The organism is Streptomyces sp. NBC_01142 (assembly GCF_026341125.1).
Lineage (GTDB): Bacteria > Actinomycetota > Actinomycetes > Streptomycetales > Streptomycetaceae > Streptomyces.
Genome location: NZ_JAPEOR010000001.1, coordinates 3,571,665 through 3,590,420 on the forward strand (window position 1 = coordinate 3,571,665; position 18,756 = coordinate 3,590,420).

At 68.3% G+C, this 18,756-nt stretch carries 19 protein-coding genes and 1 pseudogene; 7 read left to right on the forward strand and 13 right to left on the reverse strand.

What is annotated here, in order from left to right:
- Positions 1-166: 166 nt before the first annotated feature.
- Entirely contained in the window at positions 167-379 is a 213-nt protein-coding gene (locus tag OG883_RS16015) for a DUF485 domain-containing protein (RefSeq protein ID WP_266540587.1), read from the forward strand.
- On the forward strand, positions 379-1,992 hold the full coding sequence (locus OG883_RS16020) for a cation acetate symporter (protein ID WP_266540589.1): 1,614 nt from the start codon (positions 379-381) through the stop codon (positions 1,990-1,992). The genes OG883_RS16015 and OG883_RS16020 overlap by 1 nt, the downstream gene beginning before the upstream one ends.
- 49 nt (positions 1,993-2,041) lie before the next feature.
- Here the strand turns inward: OG883_RS16020 and OG883_RS16025 are convergent, their stop codons facing one another.
- Positions 2,042-2,710: a cysteine hydrolase family protein gene (locus tag OG883_RS16025; protein WP_266540591.1), complete on the reverse strand. Its 669-nt coding sequence runs from the start codon at positions 2,708-2,710 to the stop codon at positions 2,042-2,044.
- A gap of 53 nt (positions 2,711-2,763) precedes the next feature.
- On the opposite strand from OG883_RS16025, the gene OG883_RS16030 reads away from it, so the two are divergent.
- Positions 2,764-3,276, forward strand: coding sequence for a PadR family transcriptional regulator (locus OG883_RS16030; RefSeq protein ID WP_266540593.1), 513 nt, complete (start codon positions 2,764-2,766; stop codon positions 3,274-3,276).
- Positions 3,277-3,380: 104 nt separating this feature from the next.
- Here the strand turns inward: OG883_RS16030 and OG883_RS16035 are convergent, their stop codons facing one another.
- From OG883_RS16035 to OG883_RS16065, 7 genes are all read right to left on the reverse strand, one after another.
- Complete coding sequence (locus OG883_RS16035) at positions 3,381-3,905, reverse strand: hypothetical protein (protein ID WP_266540595.1); 525 nt, start codon at positions 3,903-3,905, stop codon at positions 3,381-3,383.
- Between the two features lie 165 nt (positions 3,906-4,070).
- Positions 4,071-5,687, reverse strand: a complete 1,617-nt coding sequence (locus OG883_RS16040; RefSeq protein WP_266540597.1) for an FAD-dependent monooxygenase — start codon at positions 5,685-5,687, stop codon at positions 4,071-4,073.
- 250 nt (positions 5,688-5,937) lie between these two features.
- The gene (locus OG883_RS16045) at positions 5,938-7,332 is read right to left on the reverse strand and encodes an FAD-binding oxidoreductase (RefSeq protein WP_266540599.1); all 1,395 of its coding nucleotides are present in this window, start codon (positions 7,330-7,332) and stop codon (positions 5,938-5,940) included.
- 1,150 nt (positions 7,333-8,482) lie between these two features.
- On the reverse strand, positions 8,483-8,899 hold the full coding sequence (locus OG883_RS16050; protein WP_266540601.1) for a VOC family protein: 417 nt from the start codon (positions 8,897-8,899) through the stop codon (positions 8,483-8,485).
- Between the two features lie 315 nt (positions 8,900-9,214).
- Positions 9,215-10,450 (reverse strand): MFS transporter, encoded by a 1,236-nt coding sequence (locus OG883_RS16055; RefSeq protein ID WP_266540603.1) that lies wholly within the window; start codon positions 10,448-10,450, stop codon positions 9,215-9,217.
- A 285-nt stretch (positions 10,451-10,735) separates the two neighbouring features.
- A complete protein-coding gene (locus OG883_RS16060; RefSeq protein ID WP_266540605.1) occupies positions 10,736-11,065 on the reverse strand; it encodes a hypothetical protein in 330 nt (109 codons plus the stop codon).
- 132 nt (positions 11,066-11,197) lie between these two features.
- On the reverse strand, positions 11,198-11,890 hold the full coding sequence (locus OG883_RS16065) for a TetR/AcrR family transcriptional regulator (RefSeq protein WP_266540607.1): 693 nt from the start codon (positions 11,888-11,890) through the stop codon (positions 11,198-11,200).
- 52 nt (positions 11,891-11,942) lie between these two features.
- On the opposite strand from OG883_RS16065, the gene OG883_RS16070 reads away from it, so the two are divergent.
- Positions 11,943-13,061, forward strand: coding sequence for an NAD(P)/FAD-dependent oxidoreductase (locus OG883_RS16070; protein WP_266540609.1), 1,119 nt, complete (start codon positions 11,943-11,945; stop codon positions 13,059-13,061).
- A 214-nt stretch (positions 13,062-13,275) separates the two neighbouring features.
- Here OG883_RS16070 and OG883_RS16075 read toward each other — a convergent pair.
- Together OG883_RS16075 and OG883_RS16080 are read right to left on the reverse strand one after the other, a co-directional pair.
- Positions 13,276-13,635, reverse strand: a pseudogene (locus tag OG883_RS16075) (Tn3 family transposase); the annotation flags it as partial.
- Between the two features lie 27 nt (positions 13,636-13,662).
- A complete protein-coding gene (locus tag OG883_RS16080) occupies positions 13,663-14,337 on the reverse strand; it encodes a formylglycine-generating enzyme family protein (RefSeq protein WP_266540611.1) in 675 nt (224 codons plus the stop codon).
- Between the two features lie 424 nt (positions 14,338-14,761).
- On the opposite strand from OG883_RS16080, the gene OG883_RS16085 reads away from it, so the two are divergent.
- A complete protein-coding gene (locus tag OG883_RS16085) occupies positions 14,762-15,088 on the forward strand; it encodes a hypothetical protein (protein ID WP_266540613.1) in 327 nt (108 codons plus the stop codon).
- On the opposite strand, the gene OG883_RS16090 is transcribed toward OG883_RS16085, so the two are convergent.
- The 3 genes from OG883_RS16090 to OG883_RS16100 form a co-directional block, all read right to left on the reverse strand.
- Complete coding sequence (locus tag OG883_RS16090; RefSeq protein ID WP_266540615.1) at positions 15,033-15,536, reverse strand: hypothetical protein; 504 nt, start codon at positions 15,534-15,536, stop codon at positions 15,033-15,035. The two genes, OG883_RS16085 and OG883_RS16090, sit on opposite strands and share 56 nt — an antisense overlap.
- Before the next feature lie 319 nt (positions 15,537-15,855).
- The gene (locus OG883_RS16095; RefSeq protein WP_266537907.1) at positions 15,856-16,710 is read right to left on the reverse strand and encodes an IS5 family transposase; all 855 of its coding nucleotides are present in this window, start codon (positions 16,708-16,710) and stop codon (positions 15,856-15,858) included.
- A 109-nt stretch (positions 16,711-16,819) separates the two neighbouring features.
- Positions 16,820-17,302, reverse strand: a complete 483-nt coding sequence (locus OG883_RS16100; RefSeq protein WP_266540617.1) for a VOC family protein — start codon at positions 17,300-17,302, stop codon at positions 16,820-16,822.
- A 93-nt stretch (positions 17,303-17,395) separates the two neighbouring features.
- Here OG883_RS16100 and OG883_RS16105 point away from each other — a divergent pair, with 93 nt between their 5' ends.
- Positions 17,396-17,542 carry a hypothetical protein gene (locus OG883_RS16105; RefSeq protein WP_266540619.1) on the forward strand — a complete coding sequence of 49 codons (147 nt, stop codon included), beginning with the start codon at positions 17,396-17,398 and terminating at the stop codon, positions 17,540-17,542.
- Between the two features lie 83 nt (positions 17,543-17,625).
- The gene (locus OG883_RS16110) at positions 17,626-18,393 is read left to right on the forward strand and encodes a transposase (protein ID WP_266534967.1); all 768 of its coding nucleotides are present in this window, start codon (positions 17,626-17,628) and stop codon (positions 18,391-18,393) included.
- Positions 18,394-18,756 lie beyond the last annotated feature (363 nt).

The window sequence follows — 18,756 nt, forward strand, 5'->3', positions numbered from 1 at the left end:
AGCGGACAACAGGGCGAGCACAGCGCGTGGACGGGCCGCAGCCGTACGTGTTCTGGTGAGCCATCCCCAGAGGTGATCCGCCCTCATCCCTGCCTGCCAGGAGACCGTCATGGCCCAAGAACGCTCCCCCCGGATTCATCATCGCCCACGGCAGCACCGTCCAGGCATGGCCTTCGCCCTCGTCAACGGGCTGACCTTCGGCCTGCTTCTGCTGCTCGCCTGCTCCGCCCCCGACTTCATGGCCGGCCGTGTCTGGGGAGAGATCAACGTCGGGGTGCTCGCCCTCCTCGTACAGGGCTCCCTCCTGCTGTGGACGGCGGCCTGGTACGACCGGCGTGCCGACCACCACACCCTGTACGAGCGGGAGTCGGAGCAGTGATGCGCTCGGTGAATCCCGAGCTCCTGCTCGCCGTGCCCGGCGTCATGGACACGGACACACGCTCCCTGGTTCTCGTCGGCTTTCTGACGCTGATCGTCCCCATCCTGTTCATCAGCGCTCTCAGCGGCCCCGAGCACGACCGGGTCAACGAGTTCTACACGGCAGGTCGCAGGCTGCCGCCGCTGCGCGGAGCGCTCGTGCTGTCCGGCGCCTATCTGTCCGCGGCCTCGGTGCTCGGCACCACCGGCAGCGTCGCCGTCTGGGGTTACGACGGTCTGTTCATCGCCCTGTGCACCGTGCTCTCGCTGGGCGTACTCCTCCTGCTGGCCGCCCCGCTGCGCGAGCGCGGCAGTTACACCCTGGGCGACACGTTCGCCCTGCGCGCGCCGGGACCCGCGGTGCGGATCGCGGTCGCCGTCGTGACCCTGAGCGCCTGTGTCCCTTATCTGGTCGTGCAGCTCTCCGGTGCGGGAGCGACCACGGCGATGCTGCTGGGGCTGTCCGGCCCGGGGGCCGCGCAGACGGCCATCGTCATGATCGGCGCCCTGGTCGTCTGTGCCACGGCGTTCGGCGGGATGCGCGGGACACTCGCGCTCCAGGTGATCAAAACCGTGGTGCTGCTCTGCATGGCTCTGGCGGTGACAGCCGTACTGCTCCACCGCTTCCACTGGAGCACCGACGCCCTGATCGACGCCGCCGGACAAGGCAGCGGCCGCCCCGCCGCCTACATGCGCCCCGGCCTCCGCTTCGCCGGCAGCAGCGGCCCGCAGGGCACACTCGACTTCCTCGGGCTGATGATCACCATCGTGCTGGGCGTGGCGTGCATGCCGCACGTGGCCACGCAGCTCAACGCCGCTCCCGATGCGGCCGCCGCGCGCCGCACCGTGCGCCACACCGTCTCCGTCGTCGGCGTCTTCTGCCTGACCACCGCCGTGATGGGATTCGCGGCGGCCGCCTTGATCGGCGCGCCGGCGATCCTGGCCGCGGATCCGGGAGGCAACAGCAGCCTGCTGCTCCTCACCGGCGAACTGGCCGGCGGGTCGTCCGTCGGCATGGGCGGGGCGTTCCTCGTCGTCCTGGTCTCCTCCGCGGTGTTCCTCACCACGCTGGCGGTCGTAGCGAGCATCACGCTGGCCGCCGCGGGGGCGGTCGCGCACGACCTGTACACACACGTGCTGCGGCGTGGACGTACGACCGAGGGGCGAGAGGTGGCCGCCGCGCGCTGGGCGTCCGCCGGGGTCGGCGCGTTGAGCATCGCGCTGGCCGTCTGGGTCCAGGGATGGAACGTGGGCTTCCTGTCGGCGCTCGCCCTGGCGGTGGCTGCCTCCTGTCTGCTTCCGGCGCTGGTCTACTCGCTCTTCTGGCGCGGCTACACGCGATCCGGCCTGCTCTGGACGCTGTACGGAGGTCTGTTCTGCGCCATCGGACTGCAGATCTCCGGCCCCGTCTTCTCGGGCACGCCCTTGGCGCTCTTCCCGGACTGGCATCTCAACTGGTTTCCGCTCCAGACGGTCGCTCTGGTGTCGATGCCGGTGGCCTTCCTGCTCGGCCGGCTGGGCAGCGCCGTGGGGAGGCGGCGCACTCCGGCGGTCGTGGAGCGCGTCAGGGTGTGAGCCCGTGATACGGCGCCCCCGGCCGAGGGGCCGGGGCGCCGTATCTGCGTCATCCTCCGGCGCCGGAGGCGTTTTCCGTCAGTTGGTCCGTGATCTCGTCGGCGGTCAGCACGAGTGCGAAACCCTTGCGCAGTACGGCGAGTTCCGGTTCCTGCCGGGACACGTCGTCCGTGGCCGTGAGGTCCCCGCCGAACACGACTTTGTAGCCGCGTTCGTATGCCTGTCGGGCCGTCGTGCCGCAGCAGTAGTTGGTGAGCGTCCCGGTGACCACGACCGTGTCGCGGCCGAGGTTGCGGAGCATGGTGTCGAGCGGGGTGTCGTAGAACGCCCCGTACGACGGCTTGCGGATCAGAGCCTCGTCGGCGCGGCGGCCCAGCTCGTGCCACACCTCGGAGGGGGCGGGTCGCCGCCAGCCGGTGTCGGCGTGCGGGAGATGGCGCAGCGCGTGCGGCCGGTCCAGTCCCAGATGCGTGTCGTCGAAGACGGTCCAGATCACCGGGATGGAGGCGGTCCGGCATTCCTCGACAAGTCGACCCAGTCTGGGGGCCATCCGGGTCGCCGCCGGCACCCAGTACGGACTCCAGCCGGGGCGGACGAATTCGTCCTGCATGTCGATGACCAGCAGCGCACAGTGCTCGGGCCGGATGTCGAACGATGCCCGGCCGTGCTCGTAGGCCTCACGGGCCCGCGAAGCCACCCACTCCTCGGTATACGCCATTCTCGTCATACCTCGATTCGATGTACCTCGTTTCGATATGGGAGAGTAGCACCATGCTGGAACTGGCGATCCTGGGATTCCTGGCCGACGGGCCGCTGCACGGATATCAACTGCGCCGACAGGTCACGCACTTGTCGGGGCACACCCGACCGGTCAGCGACGGCAGCCTCTATCCGGCGATCAACCGTCTGGTGAAGGCCGGACTGCTGGACCGGCGGACCGAGCCGGGCGCCGCGGCCGCCCAGCGGCACACCCTGAGGCTGACCGAAGCCGGCCGCGCCGAGCTGCTGCGCCGCCTGCGGGAGCCCGACGACCTGGACGTCAGCGACAGCACGCGGTACTTCACGATCCTGGCGTTCCTCTCGCTTCTTCCCGACACCGCCGACCAGCACGCGGTGCTGCGGCGGCGGCTGGAATTCCTGGAACAGCCGGCGAGCTTCTTCCACGACGGCGACGGTCCAGTGCGCGCCGAGGACGCCGGCGACCCGTACCGTCGCGGCATGCTTCTCATCGCCCGCGCCACCAGCCAGGCGGAACGGACGTGGCTGCGCGGGACGCTGGCGTGACGCGGTGAGGCGCGGGCGCCTGGTCCGCTTATGCCGCGATGAATTCCGGATGCCGGGCATCTCCGCTCCGTCCCGGCGGGGGCGGGACGGAGCGGGTGCAGACGTCAGCAGCCGCGCGCGGGCGGGTGTTTGACGTCGAGGACGAACCGCTCCGGCGAGTGGAGCGTGAACGTCTTGTAGACGGGCTTGGAGTGGAACGCGGCCCCGAAGGTGACGACCCCCTCGAAGTCGCCTGTCAGGGCGACACCCTTGAGGGCGGGCAGCCAGATCTTCTGCAGCCGGGGGCCCTTGTAGACGGACTTGCCCGCGTCGTTGTGAGCGGCGGCGGGGGAGAGCTTGATCTCCAGGAAGTGTTTCCCGGCGAGCGGGACCTTCTTCCCCGAGCCGTCGTAACGCAGCTCCTTGACCGGCTTCACGGTGACCGGGGGCATGGTGCGCCGGACATCGATGACCAGACGGTCGAAGGTGCAGTGGCCGCCCCACCGTGCGTTGACGACGAGAGCGGTCTTGGGGACGGACTGCCAGGACGCCGGGGACTGCGTCGCGGCGGAGGCAGGAATCGTGGCGCTGACTCCTGCGGTGAGAAGGAGGCCTGCGGCAACGGCAGCGAGGCGTGGGCGTGGGTTCATGATGCCCCCCATTTCTCCTGATACGGGGACAGTGCTGTCATCGGTGGAGACATCTGCGGGAACGGTATGGTTGCACTGGATATCCCATGATTACCTGCTAATTTCTGTCTTCGGGCATCCCATACGCCGTGGAGGGCGACTGCCGAGGTCCGTGATCCGCAGCGGTCAGGTGCGGAAGACCCCGGCGAGGTGCGCGGGCAGCTCGGTGGCGGCGGCCGCGGGAGCCAGCCGCAGGCTCAGATAGCCGTCCGGCCGGACCAGGAACACGGTCGGTCCCTGCACGCGGTAGACGCGCCTGAACTCTCCCCGGCTGTCATGGCAGACCGGCATCTCCAGACCGTCGGCCTGTGCGTCGGCGCCGAGAACAGCACAGGCGTCCACCTGCCCGTGCGTCAGACTCCGGGCCATTGCCGCCAGCTCGTCGAACTGCGCCGCCGGGATGTCGTCCTCCGCGTAGAACAGCAGGGTGTGGCCGCGGTCGCGGATCAGGTCGAACAACCGCATGGGGAAGGCGGCGACAGGGCCGAGGAGACCACCGCAGTCCGGGGCCCGGTCGCCGGCGTCGGGTCCGTCCTGCCCAGCGGTGCGCGCTCCGACGATCGGGCTGCCGGGGTAGGCCACCAGCAGCTGGGCCTCGCGCATCATGACCGTCGCCGGGTCGTCCGGGTCGGCCTCCACGCCGACGGTCGCATGGCGCACGGTGCGGCCCACCACCTCCTCGCCCACCGGCCGCCGCTCGGCGTCGTAACTGCCGAGCAGCTGTGGATGCCCGGTCCCCGCCACGGCGAGCGCCAGCTTCCAGGCCAGGTTGTACGCATCCTGGATGCCGGTGTTCATGCCCTGCGCGCCGGTCGGCGGATGGATGTGCGCGGCGTCCCCCGCGACGAAGACCCGGCCGTCCGAGTAGCGGTCCACCAGCCGGTGGCTGATGCGGAAGACGGACGCCCAGCGCATCGCGGACGCGGTGGTCGGCTCCGGCGAGAGCCGGTCGAGTACCGCCTGGATGTGCTCCAGCCCGGGTCTGCGGCCGCTCTCCAGGCCATGGACGACCTGGTCGCCGTCCGACTGCTTCACGGAGAGCTCCGGCGGGACCAGCATGGACATGCGGTAGCGGGAGCGGCCGGGCAGCGGGATGCAGACCAGCAGGTCGTCGGTCGTGCCGTCGCTCTGGTGCAGGGCACGCACTCCGTAGCCCGGCGGCAGGCTCCAGTCGACCTCCACGTCGGCCAGCATGTATTCCTCGGGGAACGCGCCGCCTTCGAAGGTGAGCCCGAGTGTCTTGCGGACGATGCTGTGCGCACCGTCGCAGCCGACGAGGAAGCGGGATCTGACCTCTTCCTCCCTACCGGACGAAGTGGTGAGCCGGCTCCACACTCCGCCCGCGTCCTGCTGGAACGAGACCAGCTCCGTACCGCGCTCTATCCGGGTGTCCCAGCGCCCGAGGTGCTCCTCGATGAGTCGCTCGGTCTCGTACTGCGGCAGAGCGGCGAAGCCGTACGGGACGTCCGGCGGCAGCTTGAGGTCGATGCGCATGCGTTCTGTGCCGTTGACGTACATCAGCTGCCCGCGCATCGGCACGGCGGCGTCCAGGGCGGCACGCACCATGCCCATCCGGTCCCAGATCTCCAGAGTCCTGGGCTGGATTCCCACGGCCTTCGCGAACGGCAGGCGGGCGGGCAGCTTGTCGATGATGCGGCACCTGACGCCACGCCGGCGCAGTTCCACCGCCGCCGTCAGCCCGACCGGGCCCGCGCCCGCTACCAGCACATCGGTGTGCACCACTGGCAACTCCCGTCGAAGAGACCCCCTGTGCGCGACGGACGGCATCCCGTTTCTCATAGTCCCCCTGCTGGGCGCGTCCGGCGACTTCTGCGTCGCCGACAGGCGGCCGCGTACGGCGCATACGACACGCACGCCCAAGACGCCGTCGCGGCGGACGGCGCCTCGGGCATGCGGGAACGGCCCCTGCCCGCACAAATGCGGCTCGACGACATACGGGACGAACCCCGCGGCGCCTCGCCACTTGTCCCTGTCAAGCGGCCCAGGTTGCCGATCGCCCGAGGTAGGAGAAGAAGACGTCCTCGGGGTCGTAGCGTGCCTTCAGCCGGCCCAGGCGGTCCCAGTCGGACGGACTGAAGGAGCGGTGGGCTCGGGAGGGGGCGGCCGTGAGGTCGGCTTCCGCGATGTAGTGGCCCGTACCGAGGGGTTTGACGGTTCGCATGGCGTGGCGCAGCCAGCCGATGTTGGCGTCGTCCTGGGCCGGGGAGTCCCAGAGCGCGTACGGGACGACATAGCTGTCGCCGAGCACCGAGAAGGCCATCTCGTGCTGAAGTGTCTTTTCCCGTGAGACCGGTGACACGGGAGCGAGTACGAGGGACTTCTCCGAAGGGGCGGTGGCGACCACAGGGGCCAGCCTGGACAACAGGGTTTCGTAGTCCGCGCCCGACCACAGCGTGTCGGCGCTGCAGCGGTGGCTCGCCGGCCACAGGGAATCGGAGGTCTCGTAGAGGGCCTCGGAGGAGGTCGGTTCGTCGACCTGGCTGAAGATGGCGTGGTCGGCGAGCGGGCAGACCCGCAGCGGCCCGAGGGAGCGGATCGCCTCGTCCTGGCTGTCCGCGAAGGCGGTGGCCGCGACGATGATCACCTTGGGCCTCGGTGTGGCCGCCGACATGGCCGGGTCGGCCGTGCCGAGTACGAAGGACAGCTCGACGGTCGGCGGAAGTTCGGTGGCGGCCTCCGTGGCCCAGCGGGTCACGGGTACGACGTCCGCCAGCGGAAAGGCGTACGTGGTCGCGATGATTGCCGCCGGGCGTGGATACAGAGCCAGGCGGAAGCCGGTGACAATCGCGAAGAAACCGGGGCCGGCTCCGCGCGCCGCCCAGAACAGGTCGGAGTTCTCGTCCTCGTCGCAGCTGACGACCTCGCCGGCGGCGGTTACGGCTTCGATCTGCCGCACGCTCGCGCAAGCCGGTCCCAGCGCGCCGGAATTCCAGCCGAGACCGCCGCTGAGGAGATATCCGCCGACGGCGACGGATCCGCAGTGCCCGGTGGGGAAGGCCAGGCCGTACCGGGAGAGTTCGCAGGCGAGTGCGCCGCCGGTGGCGGCGGGCTGGACGGTTGCTGTGGCTGGGGGGTCGACATGGGTCCGGTTGAGGGCGGAGAGGTCGATGAGCATGCCCCCGTCGCGCAGTGGCGAGCCGCACCAGCTGTGCCCGCCCGACCGTACGGCGATGCGCAGACCTTCGGAGCGGGCCAGTGCCACGGCTTCCGGGACATCGCGTTCCGAGGCGACCCGGACGATCACCTCCGGGAACCGGGGAGGCTTGAGCCCGTTCCACAGGATGCCCTGCCAAGCGCTCTCGTATCCGGGGTCGCCCCGCCGGACGATGTCTCCCTCGATACCCCGCGCCTGCGTCTGTCCACCCATGATGACCCCATTGGTCGACTGGTTGTCAGCCCGTGGTCCGGCCGAATATTTCAGGAGGAAGACCCCCGGCACAGCATCACGACCAGGGCGCCCGCGACTTGCGTACGCGCGGAACGTGCCCGGTCGGGCAGTAGTCGGAACGCGAGGGCTCGGTTGACCAGCGGCATCATTACCCAGGCCAGGATGGAGGCGCTCAGTACATGGGATAGGGACAGGCTCACGCGCTGACAGGCGTCAACCCACCCCTCCCGGACTTCTGAGAGGTCGCAACGGTCGCGCCGTCGCCGCCCGGGGCGCGGCTTGCGGCAACGCCCATACGGAAGAGCTTACTGCGTAGGGGAGTTATCGGACAAATTGGAGACTTCGCCTCAGCGAGCAGTGAAGCGGAGGTTCGACGTGGAGTACGAGGGTTTCTGGCCGAGGCGGTACGGCCGGCCACCAAGTCCGTGGAGGAGGGTCCCGGATACTCAACGGGCGCTCGATCTGCATCAGCGGCGCCCCGTGCCCGATGTGCACGAGTGCCGTCCACTGGTCGCGGACCGACAACGCCTCTTGCAGCTGCGCCTTGAAGGCCACGCGTGAGATCGGATTCGACGACGTCGGCCAGGACGAGGACTTCATGAATGAATGTCGACTCCATGATCTGCCGACCCATCAGAACGCGGCCGGAGTTCGCCGGGACGGAACCAGGAGGAGCTGCCGGGCGGAATCCGTACTGAAACCCGATGACCTCGGCGCCTGGGCGGTCTCGGGGAGGCTGGACCCCGAAGATTCATCTCGCCTGCGAACGAGGACAGTGATCATTGTCGTGCTGGTCACTGCCGCGCAGCATGGAGGCAGCCCGCACTTCGACGGCCGTCATGGAAGCCGTCCGGGTTCCGGGCTCGGGCTGGGCGCACCCCGCGTCCGCCCACCCGCAAGGACCAGAACATACCGAAACGCAGCACGACGGCCGGCCCTTCACGGGGCCGGCCGTCCGCAGCCCTCGGGCTGTCGCGGCCGGAACCGCATCGCTCGCTTGCCGAACATGAGCGCGCGACACCAGAACTCACTCACATTGGTCACGGCCGTCGCCGAGAAGCAACACCCCGAGGCGCAGCGCAACGACTCCCGCAGAGGCTGACGCGGCCACGGAGGGTGCCGATGCCTGTCAGCCCTGCTGTTCGCTGATGTTGACCAGCCAGGTGATGCCGAAGCGGTCTGTGCACATGCCGAAGACGTCGCCCCACATCTGCTTCTCCATCGGGACCGAGACCGTGCCGTCGCCGGAGAGTTTGTCCCAATAGCCGCGCAGTTCGTCGGCGTCCTCCCCGCTCAGGCTCACGGAGATGTTGTTCCCTGGCTTGTGCTCCATCCCCGGCGGGGTGTCGGAGCCCATGAGCGTGAAGCCGCTGTCGGTCTCGAGCATGCTGTGCATGATTTTGTCGGCGGCGTCTCCGGCCTCTTTCTCGCCGAAGTCACCGTATGTGTTCACCGTCAGGGTGCCGCCGAAGATCCCCTTGTAGAACTCCATGGCTTGCCGGGCGTCGCCGTTGAAGCTGATGTACGGGTTGAGTCGAGAAGGCACGAGATGTTCCCTTCGTGATGAGACGTCAGTTCTGGCAGATTAGGCGGTGTACTGCCGGGGGTCGGGGCGACTCCCCGGCCCTTGAACGTCGGCCTGATGCGCCTGCTGTGCGGTCCGGTGACGCGGCAGCGTGATCCCGAGTGGAACGGCAGTGTGTCTCCACGAGGTGCAGTTTCGAGACCTCGGTTGCGCCCTCGAACAGCCGACGGCCACGCCCGAGGGCGCCCGGCGCGCGGAGGCCGATGTGCGCTGAACCGCTCCTCTGCCTCAGGGGCCGCTGCTGGCACGGGTGTTGGACTGTTCCCTCACAGGAGGTCAGGTGGCCGGCGCCCTTTCCGCGGCTTCAAGGTGTGACTGCCCGGCGTGCTGTTGACGCTGCGCCCAGCGGACGGCACATGGCGCTGCCAGGCCCGTCAGGGTGAACAGTGCTCCTACGACGTACCACCCGGGCCGGCCCCAGGTGATGCAGAGGGAGATGAGCAGGGTTGGCCCGAGGGCTTCGGCCAAGCCGGCACCCAGTCCGAACGCGCCCAGGTACTGGCCGGTGGCGTGCTGTGGGGCGAGGGCGAAGGACACCTCGAAGCCTGCGGCAGAGTGCCACAGCTCGCCGATCGTATGGATCACCACCGCGGTCATGAGCAGCGTTGCGGCTGCCCATGCCGGCATCCCGGCGGACAGCGAAATGAGCGAGCAGGAGACGAGGAAGGCGATGCCTGATCGACGGTAGGCGGCCGCCCCCCTCGCTGGGGAGTCAATGGTGCGGCTGGCTCGTACCTGAAGCGCGATGACCATGACGGTGTTGATGACCATGGTGCCCGAGATGAGCCAGCGCGGGGCGGTGGTGGCCCCCACCAGCCAGAGCGGGATGGCTACGGTGAGCACCTTGAACTGGATGGCCATGATGCCGTCGACGGCAGTGATCAGAAGGTAAGGCCGGTCTCGCAGGGCGATCCAGCGAGGGCCGTGGACAATGGGCCCGGGCTTGACCGGTGGCAGGAAGACCAGGATCGCCGCGGAGGCTGCGAAGGCGATCGCGTTGCCGATGACCAGAAGCTGGTAGGCGGTGAGGGTGCCGACCTGGACGGCCCAGCCTGCCAGCAGGGCGCCGAGGGAAATGCCGATGTTGGTCACGGCACGGAGATAGGCGCGGAATTCCTGCGGCCGGTCTCCGCCGTAGTGCCTGATGAGCGGACTGCGTGCAGCCAGTCCGGCCGCCTTCGCCCCGGTGGCTGTGCAGATGGCGAGGACGAACGGCCAGAAGCTGTCCGCCAGTACGAAGCCGGCCGTTGCCAGTGCCTGGACGACAAGGGTGGTCGCGTAGATGCTGCGTGCTTCGTGCGTGTCCGCGAGATGGCCGACGGCGATGCCCGCGGCCAGCGAGACAACACCGGCGATGCCGAGTCCGAGCCCCACCTGGCTTGCCTGAAGGTGAACCGCCTGAGTGAAGTACAGCACCCCGGCGGTCAGGAAGAGGCCGCTGCCGACGGTATAGACGAAGTTCGAGGCGGAGATGACGCGTTGTGGTCCGGCATCCGGTATCAGATGGGGCATGACGTGGCTCCGCGTCCAGGGCAGGTGGTAAGGGCCCGTCAAGCTTGTTGCATATTACTTGCAAGAGCAAGACTCTTGCGACGATGCGAGCGTGAGGCTTCGTCCGGCCTCATGGGCGGCGCTGCCGCCGCGGAGGATGAGGACTTCCTGGACGAGGCCCGGTGATGCGGGGGTGCTGTACCGCTGCTTCTGCAGGAGCCGCCAGGTCTGCCCTCACTGAAGGCCTGCGTCCTGGGGGTCCGGCCTCGGGGAACATCGGTACAGCGGTTAACGCCAAGCCGGTGATCATGGCCCCGTGGTAGTTCCGAGGGTGCTGACGCGGTTCGCGTACTCGTGGCGGGCCTTGCGTTGTGCTGGAACCGCCGCAGTGCCGTCGAGGGGCTGGCAGCGGTCGAGGAGTTGGCGGTGGACCGCGGGCACGGCGGTGATGCGCAGGGTGTAGCCCTGGCCGCGTCGTACGGTCACGCCCTGGTCGAGCGTGGCGCGCTCGGCGGGCTCCAGGTCGGCGACGCGGAGGAAGTCGGCGACCTTGCCCGGCATGTCGAGGATGACCGGCAACTCGGGGCCGGGGCGCCCGGGGTGACGGCCAGGCGGCCCGGCTTGCGGCCCTTCCACGACCCGACCCGAGAAGCGGACGCTCCCGGCGCCCCGATGGCAGCACCAACGTCATGAAGTGGGGGCGGCGCAAGCCCGCACGGCCCGTGGACACCGACCGCGACCTCGCTCACATTCGGCAAGAGCTGAGCGTCACGCCGGCGGCCGGGTGAGCTTGGCGGCCACGGCGTCGAGGACCCAGTCCAGGCCGGTCGCGAAGGATGCCTCGGCGTCCACGTCCGTGCCGTCGTACACGGCCTTGGTCAGCGCCGGGAAGCGGCCCGTGGCCAACATTCTCGTCACATGCGGGCCGGAGGCGCGCTGCCAGTCGCGCTTGGACAGGCCCGTGGCGCGCTCGGCCCGCAGGTTCGTGATCTCGCGCCTGATCGCGCCAGTGAAGTAGGCGCTGACAGTCTCCACGGCGCGCATGACGGTGTCGAGGTCGGCGAGGCCGTCGAGGGCGGCCAGCGTGGCCTCGGCCACGGCGAGGCCGTTCGGGCCCAGGGTCGGGCGGCCGCCGAGCAGGTCGGCCAGCCATTCGTGACGGAGAGCGGCCTGCCTGGTGCGGTGGGCGAGGATGCGCAGCGCCTCCCGCCAGTCACCGGGCTGCTCCTCGGGGAGAACCTCGGCGTGGACCTCGTCCACCATGAGGTCGAACAGCTCCTCCTTGGTGGAGATGTATCCGTACAGCCGCATCGGGCCGGCGTCCAGCCGGGCGGCGACCTTGCGCAACGACACCGCCTCCAGCCCGCCCTCGTCGGCCAGCGCGATGGCGGCGGCGACGATCCGCTCCCGGTCGAGCGGCACGGGGCGATTCGGCGGCTCCGGCCGGTCCCACACAGTCATGGTCACACCTTCTGTTGCGATGCATCGTCATGGGGGAATACAGTGTATCGACATGAGACATCGTATCGCAGTGGTCGGGAGCGGCCCTGCCGGCCTTACCTTCGCCCGCGTCCTGCACCGCCATGATTACCCCGTCGCCGTCCTCGAACGCGATCCCGCCCCCGACGCCCGCCCCCCGGGCGGCACGCTGGACCTGCACGAAGGGCTGGGCCAGCTCGCGCTGGACAAGGCGGGGCTGCTGGCGGAGTTCCAGGCGCTGTCTCGTCCCGAGGGGCAGGCCATGCGCATCCTGGACGTGGACGGGACCGTCCTGCGCGACTGGCGACCCCGTCCAGATGACCGGGCCAATCCCGAGATCGACCGCGGGCAACTCCGTGACCTGCTGCTCGGCCCTCTCGACGTCCGGTGGGGGCGGGGCGTGACGCAGGTGGTGCCGGGGACCCGGGATGGCGTACTGGTCCATTTCGCGGACGGGCGACAGGAGACGTTCGACCTCGTAGTCGGCGCGGACGGCGCCTGGTCCCGGATCCGCCCGGCGGTCTCGTCGGTGACTCCGCACTACACCGGCGTCACCTTGGTCGAGACCTCCCTGGACGACGTCGACACCCGCCACCCTGACCTCGCCCGGTTGATCGGTGACGGTTCCGTGGCTGTGTACGGCGTGAACCGAGCTCTCGTCGCCCAGCGCAACAGCGGCGGCCACGTCAAGGTGTACGCCCAGTTCCGCGCGCCGCTGGACTGGCACACGAACCTGGACCTGGCCGACGTCGAGGCCGTGCGATCGAGCCTGCTGGCCCTGTTCGACGGCTGGGCCGCTCCCGTCCTCGACCTCCTCCGCCACGGCACCGCTTTCGTCCACCGCCCCCTCTACGTCCTGCCCGTGTCCCACACCTGGACCCACGTCTTCGGGGTGACGCTACTGGGCGACGCCGCCCATCTGATGCCCCCATTGGGGGCGGGCGCGAACCTCGCGATGCTGGAAGGCGCCGAACTCGCCGAGTCCATCGCCACCGGCTCTGGAGATCTGGACGAAGCCGTCCGCGCCTTCGAGGAACAGATGTGGGAACGGGCCGGCAGGTGGGCGAAGATCACGATGGCCGGTCTGGAACGCCTCGTGAGCCCGGACCCCGCCGAAGCCCTCGCCCTCTTCGACCAAGTCCAGCCTTCCTGACTGCCAGGCGCGAGAGCACCAGCACCAACAGCTCGCCACGGCTTCACGGGACAGTCCGGCACCGTCGCGGTCCCTTCCGGCAAAACCACCGTTAGACGAACGCACGGACGCCTGCACCGAACGCAGCCCTCAGCCCGCTACCGCCAAAATCCGGTCCGACCCTCCTCGCGGGCCGGACAGCATCGCGCTGCCGCTGGAGGGGCGAGGGCGCACTTCAGTCCGCGTCGTCCTCGTCCTCGTCGAGCTCGGGCGTATCCGGGTCGCGCAGCGGGCGCAGGGCGCCAGCGGCCGGGACGCTGGCGCTGAAGCTGTAGCGGCCGAGCAGGTTCAGGTTGCGGTGCTTGAGCGGGGAGAGCCGGGCGATGTCCTTGTCGCGGATCTCGTGGCCCTCGGCGCCGGAGTTGGGCGACGGCGGCGTCGATGTACCGCGTCGTCCAGAGCACGAGGGCGTTGAGGACCAGGCCGAGTGCACCGAGCTGGTCCTCCCGTCCCGGTACGCCTGGTGGATGGTGCCGCGCTTGCCGTGGCACACGTCCCGGGCGAGCTTGTGCCGGGATTCCTGCACGATGAGCTGCCGGTTCATCTGCCGCCATTGCACGGGCTAACGAATGATGGACCGCGCGATACGGAAGCCCACGTCGTCGACCTGGAAGGTGGGGTGACTCCGGCGTCGCGCGGAGGCCCGGCAGCTCCATTGCTCGTCGAACCAGCCGCCGCCACGCAGCACCCGGTAGGCGCCGTAGACCTCGGCGTCGTAGATGTCCCAGCACCAGTCCCAGACGTTGCCGAGCATGTCGTACAGGCCCCACGCATTCGGCTGCCTGTCGCCCACGTCATGGATGCGCTCGCGCGAGTTGCCGCGGTACCAGGCGATCTCGTCGAGCGGCCCGTAGCGCGGCCCGGTCGTACCGGCACGGCAGGCGTGCTCCCACTCAGCCTCGGTCGGCAGCCGGTACCCGTCGGCGGAGGCGTCCCACTCGATGCCTTCGCCGTCGGCATGAAGGTGATAAGCGGACGCCAACCCGTCGCGCTGGGACAGGGCGTTGCAGAACCGGACTGCGTCCCACCAGGAAACGCTCTCGACGGGCAGCCGGTCTCCCTGTGCGGCGCTCGGGCGCTGCCCGGTGATGTGTGTGTACAGCGCCTGCGTGACCGGGAACGCGGCGAGTTCGTAGGGGGCAAGACTGACCGGCCAACTGCGCTGCGTTCGCCGGTCCGACAGCGTTACCTGCCCCGGCGGGATGGCGATCATCTCGATTCGCGCCTTCGGGTCCATGATCAGGCGATCCTACCGGCAGCGGTCCTGGAAGACCGCGTGACCAGACCTTCCACACCGCGCACAGCGACGACGGGCCCTGCTGACGTCGTACGGACCGACCGGCATGATCAAAACTTGCTCGGATCGCCGAGATGACCCTCCGCCGGATCCGGTCACTCGCGCTCGTCGGCGAAATCCTGGTGCGGGTCGACGGTGCCGGAGCCACCACGACCTGCTCACGCACCTCGAAGCCCTCAACACCGCACCCCGCACGGCCCGTTACGCTGTCGGCTGGAAGATCGGCGAGGCGGACGAGCAGGCGATCGCCAAGCTGCCGGAAACAGCGTGCAAGACCTCCTTGCAACAGGACGGCACACTGCAGGACGGTTACGCGGTCGCGTAACTGACCGCGCTCAACACCCGTGGAGGCTGGCCGGCGGGCATGCGGCTGATCGTGCGCCGGGTCAAACTTTCCCGTCGGCAGATGAAGAACCTCACCGCCTTCGAGACCAGGACCGGCTGGCGTTACTCGGTAACCGCTACCAACATCCGGCACATGTGGGGCATTGCCGGTTCACAGCACGCGCAGTGGCTCGACGTCCTGCACCGCTCGCATGCGGTCGTGTCGGACCGGGTGCGCTGTGACAAGGCCAGCGGCTTGCACAACTTGATGTCTGACGAATCGAGGTTGGGTGAAGGGCTGTCCGAGGGCGTCATTGCGGGATCTGGCCATCAAAGCTGGGGCCCGCTGCTTCCAGATTGTCAATGACGCGGACTGTGACTACCGCATAGAGAACATGCGGGATGATGTCTGAGACCCAGTCCGAGGTTGCCCAGGTCCGTGGATCCGTGATTCCCAAAAGAATGATCGGCGCATTTGTGACCGTTAGGGCAAAGAGAGATGCAACGACATAGCGGGAAGCCTTCGTTGGAGGCCAACCAGCAGCCTGTGCCAATGACAGTGCCGCCCCCATGCCCAGCCCCACGGTGTATCCAATCAAGGGGCCCAGGCCGGCGATCCGGTTCTCCAGGATCTGATCGTCCCCGGGGATTCGAATACGGAGCTTCGCGGCAAGGCTGCGCACCGTGATCTCAGGTGTATCGCTGATGGGCCGGCCTCGAAGCGCGATGTCGGCATGACCTGCGATATTGAGCGCGGTCGTACCGGCGAGTCCCGCAACAGCGCCGTGAAGAAGCGGCCGCATAACTCTGATCATGGGCGGTCCTCCTGCTGAGCAATCAATCTCGAGTCGGTGACCCGTACCCCGAGGCTGAGCTTCAAGAGTCCCATTTCCGTGGACGCTCCGCATCACAGGACGTGTGAGTGGACGACGGCGGGACCAGCGGTAGGAGCCTCCGCAGAGCCTCCCGGTTCGGGGTGAACAACCGTCCCAGCCCGTCCTGATCGGATAGCGGTGGTGACTGCGTCTACGGTCTATGCCGGTGCGCTCGTGTGAAGCGCGTGCCGCACGGCCGCTGGGGGATGTGGCGTGGGATTGTCCTGCCTCGGTCTTTGAGAGCGTGTCTGAGATCGGGTTACGGGGTGATTTTCCGTAGTGGTCGGGGTCCTTGGCGGGTGGCGGGTCGGCCTCGGGTGAGTCGGCGGAGTATCAGGTCGGTCATGGCCCAGCGGATCATGGTTTCGGAGTGGGCCGGGTTGCGTTCGTAGTCGCAGGCCAGGCGGCGGCGTGTGGTGATCCAGGCGAACGTGCGCTCCACCGCCCAGCGCTTCGGCTGGACCTTGAAGCCGCGCTGTCCGGGGTCCTTGCGGACGATCTCCAGCGTGCGGTGCAAGACGGCAGAGGACCACTCGACGAGTCGGCCGGCGAAGCCCTGGTCGGCCCAGATCTTCTCGATGGTTGGGTGGTCCAGGCGGGTCCACAGCAGGGAGCGCTTGGCTCCGTCGCGGTCCTGGACGCTTGCGGCCAGCACGTGCACGGCCAGGAGGAGGCCGAGGGTGTCGGTGACGATGAACCGTTTGCGGCCCTTGGTCTTCTTGCCCGCGTCGAAGCCGCTGGTGGACTTCGGCACCGTGTCGGCCGCCCGCACGGACTGCGAGTCGACCAGGCCCGCGGACGGCTCAGCGGAACGGCCGTCGGCCTCGCGGACCTTGACCCGCAGCGCGTCGTGGACGCGCTCCACGGTGCCGTCGTCGTGCCACCAGGTGAAGTACCAGTACACCGTCTGGAAGGGCGGGAAATCCTTGGGCAGATACCGCCACTGGCACCCGGTCCGCGCCAAGTACAAGATCGCGTCCACGATCCGCCGACGCGGGTGCTTCTCCCGCCGCCCGCCCTTGCGACCCGTCCTTGGAGCAGGCAGCAACGGCTCAATCAACGCCCACTGTTCATCCGTCAGATCAGACGGGTAACCATCCCCAGCAGCACTCACACACCACTCAACGAGTCACCCATACAGCCGATACGGCGGATCTCAGACACGCTCTGAGAGGTCTCACGCAGGTGATCGCCGTGGCGTGATCTTCTCGGTTCTGCGCCCGTCATCGTCCAGGCTGTCGCACTCGGACTTCTTGAAGCAGCCACCCATTTCCGTCCGGGTCGCTGAACGTTGCGTACGAGCCGTAGCTGAGACCATTAGGGTCTGGGCCGTCTACCTGTTCTTGGGTGCCGGTGTCGTACACGCGGTGGAAGATCTCGCTAACCTCGACACCTTGGCTCATCAGTCGGGCGCGGGTTTGGTCGAGGTCTTGGACGACGAGGTACATGCCCTGGGCGGAGCCTTCTTCCGCAGGGGTGACTCCGCGGCCGAACTGGATCGAGCATCCCGACCCCGGAGGCGTCAGCTGCACAATCCGGAATTCCGGGCCCACCTCGAAGTCCGCATCGAGCCTCCACCCCAAGCCCTGGTAGAAGCGCAGGGCACGATCGACGTCAGCCACCGGCATCACGACGACCTCAAGATTCATATCCATGGTCGGCTCTTCAACGACGTTCGATGCGCCGTCCTGCTTTGCGGTGCCCATAACGACCTCCTACGCCGCTTTCTGGTCAGGTTCATGGCCTCTGAAAGCCCGCAACTGGCGGAACACCATCGTCACCAGGGGATGCACAGGTAGTTGATCACGCCTGCCAGCGCCCGCTCCTGCGGCTACCTGGACGCGAGTGCAAGCCTCGGCGCCATGCTCGCGGAACGTGATCTCCAGCCTACGCTCGCGGACCGTGAACTGCTCGCCCACTGGCTGACGCAAACGGCCGTCGCTTGATCACTCTGGTAGGCAACCGTACGCGGCGGTGGGTTCCTAAGACTTGTCCCGTAACTGCTGGTCACGGGTGAGATGATCTTCGGGTGTCTGGTGTGATCACGGCGTCGGAGCCGTCCTGGATAGCCCCGTTCACCGGGCTGAGCCCGCGTTCCTTCGGCAGGTTGGTGACCGCACTGCGCCGCGAAGGTGCAGATCCGGTCCGTAAGGGCCGCCCGTGGGGACTTCCGCTGGAGGACCGGGTTCTGCTCGTCGCGGCCTACTGGCGCACGAACCTGACAATGCGCCAACTCGCTCCGCTCTTCGGTGTATCGAAGTCCGCGGCGGACCGCATCATCGACCACCTCGGCCCGTCGCTGGCGCTCCAGCCCCGCAAACGGTTCCGCAAGGACACCGTGCTCATCGTGGACGGCACCCTGGTGCCCACCCGCGACCACAGCATCGCCGAGCAGTCCAAGAACTACCGGTACTCCACGAACCACCAGGTTGTCATCGACGCCGATACCCGCCTGGTCGTCGTGGTCGGCCGGCCCTTGCCCGGCAACCGCAACGACTGCAGGGCGTGGGAGGAGTCCGGCGCGAAGGCCGCCGTCGGCAAGGCCATGACGATCGCCGACGGCGGCTATCCGGGCACCGGACTCGTCATGCCACACCGTCGGCGCAAAGGTGAAGAACTGCCTGACTGGAAGCAGGCCCACAACAAGTCCCACAAACAGGTTCGCGCCCGCGTGGAGCACGTTTTTGCCCGCATGAAGACCTGGAAGATCCTCCGCGACTGCCGCCTCAAGGGCGATGGCGTCCACCACGCCATGCTCGGAATCGCCCGCCTCCACAACCTCAACCTCGCCGGATAGGCGGGCGGCCGGACCGGCCACCAGCCACGCCCGCACCCACCCAAGATCATTTACGGGACAAGCCTTAGGGTGCTCTAGATCAGACAGGTGAGGCTTGTAGATGCGCGTGTTGTACCTGGATCGGTCGCATACCTGGGGAATAGGTGACCGGCCGGAATCGATGCGTTCGCGTGAACTGGACGACTCGGCGGCGCTGGTGCGCCGCTCGGCAGACGTTCTGACTTGCCCTGGCCGACGCCTGGGACGTCGACGACGGGCAGGTGTACAACGACGCCCAGTACGACGCGGTGGAGGAGAAATTCAACCTCGTGAATTCCGACCCGCGTTGCGGGCGAGCCGTCTATCTGTCCGTCAACCGTGCGG